This window comes from Endozoicomonas sp. (genome assembly GCF_031844845.1).
GTDB lineage: Bacteria > Pseudomonadota > Gammaproteobacteria > Pseudomonadales > Endozoicomonadaceae > Endozoicomonas.
On the sequence record NZ_JAVRMB020000229.1, the window covers coordinates 1 to 5349 of the forward strand.

At 45.7% G+C, this 5349-nt stretch carries 4 protein-coding genes; 1 reads left to right on the forward strand and 3 read right to left on the reverse strand.

The window, feature by feature from the left end; genetic code table 11:
- The coding region (locus RM811_RS12080; protein ID WP_402524509.1) for a hypothetical protein at positions 1 to 1194 on the reverse strand (1194 nt) is incomplete at its 3' end.
- 423 nt (positions 1195 to 1617) lie between these two features.
- Between RM811_RS12080 and RM811_RS12085 the strand changes: the two genes are divergently transcribed.
- On the forward strand, positions 1618 to 2193 hold the full coding sequence (locus tag RM811_RS12085; RefSeq protein ID WP_402524511.1) for an IS1 family transposase: 576 nt from the start codon (positions 1618 to 1620) through the stop codon (positions 2191 to 2193).
- 176 nt (positions 2194 to 2369) lie between these two features.
- Here RM811_RS12085 and RM811_RS12090 read toward each other — a convergent pair whose 3' ends face one another.
- Entirely contained in the window at positions 2370 to 2597 is a 228-nt protein-coding gene (locus RM811_RS12090) for a hypothetical protein (RefSeq protein WP_402524513.1), read from the reverse strand.
- Positions 2598 to 2686: 89 nt separating this feature from the next.
- Positions 2687 to 4915: a hypothetical protein gene (locus tag RM811_RS12095; protein ID WP_402524516.1), complete on the reverse strand. Its 2229-nt coding sequence runs from the start codon at positions 4913 to 4915 to the stop codon at positions 2687 to 2689.
- Positions 4916 to 5349 lie beyond the last annotated feature (434 nt).

Below are 5349 nucleotides of genomic sequence, written 5' to 3' on the forward strand. Positions count from 1 at the left end.
CCTTTCGTTGTACGCTTCAGGAGTAGCCACCTGCGCTGAACCTGCTGGCGGAAGGTCTGTCACCTCTGGCGAAGGGACATCCACCCGTCCATAGCCCATGGCTCGTACTGCACGGACATCGGTCCCGCAGGTTGCCCGCCCTCCCGGCCAGGCAAAGTGATCGGTGCCATCCGGGGTTCGTGTGTAGATGGGTGACGTGGCGGCAATGCCAATTTCAGTACCGGCGTGAAGCCAGGGTGCGGCATATTCCCGGACTGAATCCGGAAGTCGTGGATACAACAGATACCGGACTCCGATATGACTTGCAATCTGGCCAACAAGCCTTGCTCCACAGGTTCCAAGAATAGCTGCTGCTGAAATGGCACTGGTAGCGCTTGCGGCTGCACAGAGGGAAGTTGCAATACCGACCCCGGTCATCGCCATTGCGGAATACTTTGCCAGCGTTGCCGCGGGCGAATCGTCGTCAGCGACGGCCGAGACGAGAACAGGGGCATGCTGTACAACAGTCGTTAAAACATTGAATGGATTACTCAGGTCGACAGCACCCCGTATTGATCGTACTGCCGTACTTCCAGCCATGCCCGCGAAACCAGCTACAAGCCGGTTTGCGGAAGAGGCTCTCCCTGGCCCTGCTGTGCATCCGGCTTCATTAGCGTCTCTGCTACTACCACTCGGCATGCTGTTTTCAGCGTTATCTGTATGAGCGTCAGATTCTGCAGTAGCACCGTCATTGAGATCCGCCTGGTCAGCCTCATGGTTAGCATTACAATTAACCGAAGCTCCCCCTGGCAGGGATGAACTGCGTATGTCGGTTGTTTTTTCATTCTGCCGGTTCGCGGTGTTGACCTGAGTCGGATCTTCTTCAATGATGTCAGCTGGTACTGTGCCACCATGAGATCCGGCAGTTCCTGATTCAGCAAAGGATTTTTTGGGTTTTTTTGAATGTCTTCCTGGACATATAGTTGACGGTTGATCAATATTCGTGGATCTTCTCTTTCTCAGAGAAGGTTTGTTATTACAATCAGGGCCTGACTTTTCAGACGGTGGCATTTTACGTTGCGGGCATTGAATTTCAGAAATAGCCTGTCCATTTAATGTACTTATATTCTGATTGTTCTTTTCTTCAACAGCCGGTATGTAACGAGCATGAGCTTCGGAGGGGAACTCATGCACATTTCCTGAAGCGATTGTCATGACATTTTCGTCCTGCTTTAGATTTAAATGACGCAATCAACCAGAGACACATCTTGCAGTAAAAATAAGGTAGTAGGTCAGATGTGTGGATAGGTATAACCCTATACTGAAAAATCTGTTTCTGCCCTTATATACGTCTTATGACGTGTCTTATTGAAGTAAAGTGTCCAGATTGTAGCCTTCCACTCGTTGGAGGGAATGGCTTGTGTCGCAAAGGAAATCAGCGTTATCTATGCTATAACAAGCTGTGTGATACCAAGTCATTTATGCTCGAATATCGATATAAGGCTTGTAATCGGGAGGTCAAAAAAAACATTATTAACTGTAGTTACGCACTTCACCGTCGTTTACTACCATCAGTAGTGTTTTGTCTGAATGGTCAAGCACTACATATGGTAGAGGTGCGTAACATCAGTTATTAAAATGGCGATTAATAGCAGTGGTATCAGGGATACCAGTAGAGTTCTTGCCATCAGCAAAACCACCATAATCAAGACTCTGAAAAGCAAAGAATCTCTTCTGAAACAAGTTAACCCCAACATCAGAACAATGGACTTTGATATCAATAGCAGCGTCCGTCTGGAGCCTTTCTGTGATGCTGCTGAGCTTGATGAACAATGGTCTTTTGTTGGAGATAAATCCAATCAGCGCTGGTTATGGCTTGCCATTGATCATGCCACTGGCGCTATCCTTGCCTATGTTTTCGGTAAGAGAAAAGATAAGGTATTCAGGCAACTCAAGGCATTATTAGAGCCGTTTGGTATCCGTCGTTTCTATACCGATGACTGGGGTGCTTATGAGAGAAATATAGACCCGGAAAAACATGAGGTTGGCAAAAGAAATACTCAGAAAATTGAACGTAAAAATTTGAATTTCAGGACATGGATCAAACGGCTGGCGAGAAAGAGTATATGTTTTTCAAAGCTTGAGAAAATGCACGATATTGTCATTGGATTACTGATTAACAAGCTTGAGTTTGGGGTTGATATTTATGCTTAACCACACATCTGACCCACTACCTAAAAATAAATCTGACTGACAGATTCAGGCATCAGTAAGTGCATGAGTTTTGCAACTGAAACTACCTCTCTTAACGCCCCGAACACCCCGGGGCTTCATGCACTGCTGAGCTGCCGCGAGTACCTGCTGCTGAGGAATTGCCAATATTTACAACCTCAACCATCAACCATCGTCCAGCAGGGTTCTTCCCATATCGTATAAAATTTCGACATTCTAACTAAGGCGATGCCCGGATTTTTATTATTTTTGAAAAAATTGAAAACCCCTTTAATACCAAGGTTTTCAGCGATTCCACCCAATCGTTCGCTGCTGCAAATACCGGCAGAAATGGTCATCATAAGCGTCAGTAATTGTATATGTAGCGCGTATAGTTGAAGTGCCAAATTTCAGCTATTTCCTCACAGCCCCTGGTAAGACTATGAAGTTTAATTTTTAATATGCTTCAAACCCGGGCATCGCGTACATTCTACTTTTAACAGAAACTGGTTACTGTCTTTCCAGGCGGAGGAATAATTTTCAGACGACTATAAAAAATGAAAGATATAGCGTTGTCATAAACTGAAGAATTCATATCAACCACTACCGCAGCCAGCGGTTTCCCAAAAACAGGCGTGTTACCTGCGTACAAAATCAACCGGTTGATTATGCCTCCTTGATCGAGCGATATTGGACGTTCATCATTTTTTATCGACATCAACAATTTATCGGAGAAGTTTGGGATTTGAATAAAAGATGACGTATCATCAGGGGTAGTGGTAACAAATGTGTGCAGATTCTGAACGGCCGTTTGTATTAATTCCGTGCTGGTAAGGCGTGATTTTCTAAGATCACTGCTTGAGGATAAATGTCCTGTCACCGTCATTTTAACCGTATCTGAAATCGAAATCTTTAGCGACGGTGAAAACCAGCCGTCTGCGTAGATGTCACTCACCAGAAAGTCAAGATTAAATCCTCCATTAATATAGATGTTTTTACACCCGCGGTATTGCTCAATTATATATTCCGTTGTCCGGTTTGTGCCTTTATGGAAGTTGTTCCTTTCAGTTGTACCGATCAATAAACTGACCGCAGGCCTACCATAGCCTAAACTTTTTCCTTTACGTGTTATTGTCTTCAGATTCATACCGAAAGATGATGATGATTCATTTAATACCATAACCATCTTTAAGCGAACCTTGTGAAGGGCAGTAACAGGCTTTTCTTGATCAACAAGCTCATAGTGAAGGCGAGAGTCCAGCATGGGGTTGAGTATTTCATGATCTTTTAAATCATCATTAATGTTGAAGTCAGTGACGTGTCTTACAACGTCTATCGAGCTATCGCTACCGCTTACCAGCCAGCTCGGTGTTGATAAAAATCCCGGATCCACGTCAGAAGTACCTTCCAATTTAGCGAATAAATAACGGGCGGCTCCACGTATACGGTCATTGTCAGTACATAACGAATTTTGCATTTGTTCTCCGAAAGGCGAATCGTCATTTTTAATAAACACTGTAAATGTGCCGGTCCTTACGCCTGTGGTCAGTGTTACCTCCCCCCCAAACCAATCCGGCATGCCAGGTATATCACCAAAAGGAGTGTTAGCTATTCCAGTAAAACAATTTAAAATATTAGAAGGGGGAGACAGGGGAGTATATAACTCCTGAACTATTGCATACGACATTTCGCTGTTAGTTAAACATAACTGGATCGCTGGCCTTGAATATCCAACATTCCTATTAGGAATGTCCTCGTACTCATTCAATATTAAAAACAAGTTTACACTTTCCGGCTTCAACCACCATTTATGTGAATTATTAATAAATCTCGCTGTAAGCAACACCAAGCTCATATAGTCTCTGGGCTCACCATCTATGTTAAGCCAATCATAATCCTCCCGGTATAACTCCTCTTCAAGGGCATAAATACGGCGCCACTTTGTTTCGTATCCGTCAGAAGGTGATGCACTTTCCAGATATTTGAATAGATACTTGGCCATATCGGTCAAGAGGTTGCCTGTATTGCTCAGATTGTCGAGAAAGTCCATCCCAAAATCGCCGTCGGTTTTTATCAGCACATCCAATGTGCCTGTCCTGTTACCCACTGACAACGTTGTCGTCCCACCAATCCAGCCTGGCAGGCTGGCCATTATTTCATACCGATTAGCTACAGAAGGATCACCTGCGCTGCGAACTGAACGGTGCCTGACCACCTCACTTTCCGCCACAAAACCATCGCTACCAATAATCGTTAATACGCTCTTCTGTTTGCTGTCGATAGAAAACAGTATTACCGACTCCGACTCCGGAACGATTGGCTGATCCGACGTAAGCCGGGAAGGATTGAGTATTAACAGGGTGCTGGAGTCACCCAGTTGACTGGCAAGCCTCGCGGGATCAAGTTTATTCTGTATAACAGGCGAAGCAAAATAATCCGCTATATTTGCTCCGGGAACAACCACATCCACAAAGGCTTGCTGAACAAGCGCCGGTGTCATAGCGCCGTTACCGTTAAGGACTTGTGCCAGGCGGAAAAAACCGTCTGCCGGCATGCGCCGGTCATGGTCATCAGCGTATTTTTTAAGAAATGGGTTATGGCTATTTAACGGTTCTGCTAAAAACAACTGATAACGCAAGCAGTGGTTTTCTTCCCCGGCATCTTCCCCGGCGATGGTCACCCAACCTTCAGTATCTCCTTGCGGGTAATAGTTAACCGTACGCATCCCGTCGTTTTTCTGTGTCGGTACCGGAAAATCAGGCCGTGGCTGGCCAGAGTCAATAGTCAGCTGATCACGAGCGTCTGCCAGATTTCCATGCAACTGTTTCTGGTCAAAGACAGTGATCTGGCCCGCCATCGCAAATAGGCTGCCATGGCTGGTTAAAGCAACGACAGAAACCAGCTCTGTGAATCTATTGTCGCCAGCTTCAGGAGCGGTCTGCGCTGTTGACCAGACCGATAACTGATCACCCGGCTCAAAACAGGCGCTTATAGTGTTAGCGGTAATACAAACCCGGTCATTGCGGTTAAATATTTTAACCCCGTTCATAAACTCCCTTTCGTTGTACGCTTCAGGAGTAGCCACCTGCGCTGAACCTGCTGGCGGAAGGTCTGTCACCTCTGGCGAAGGGACATCCACCCGTCCATAGCCCATGGCTC

Coding starts and splice junctions, on each gene's coding strand:
- RM811_RS12085 (WP_402524511.1), top strand. CDS start 1,618: ATGGCGATTAATAGCAGTGGTATCAGGGATACCAGTAGAGTTCTTGCC.
- RM811_RS12095 (WP_402524516.1), bottom strand. CDS start 4,915: ATGCGTACGGTTAACTATTACCCGCAAGGAGATACTGAAGGTTGGGTG.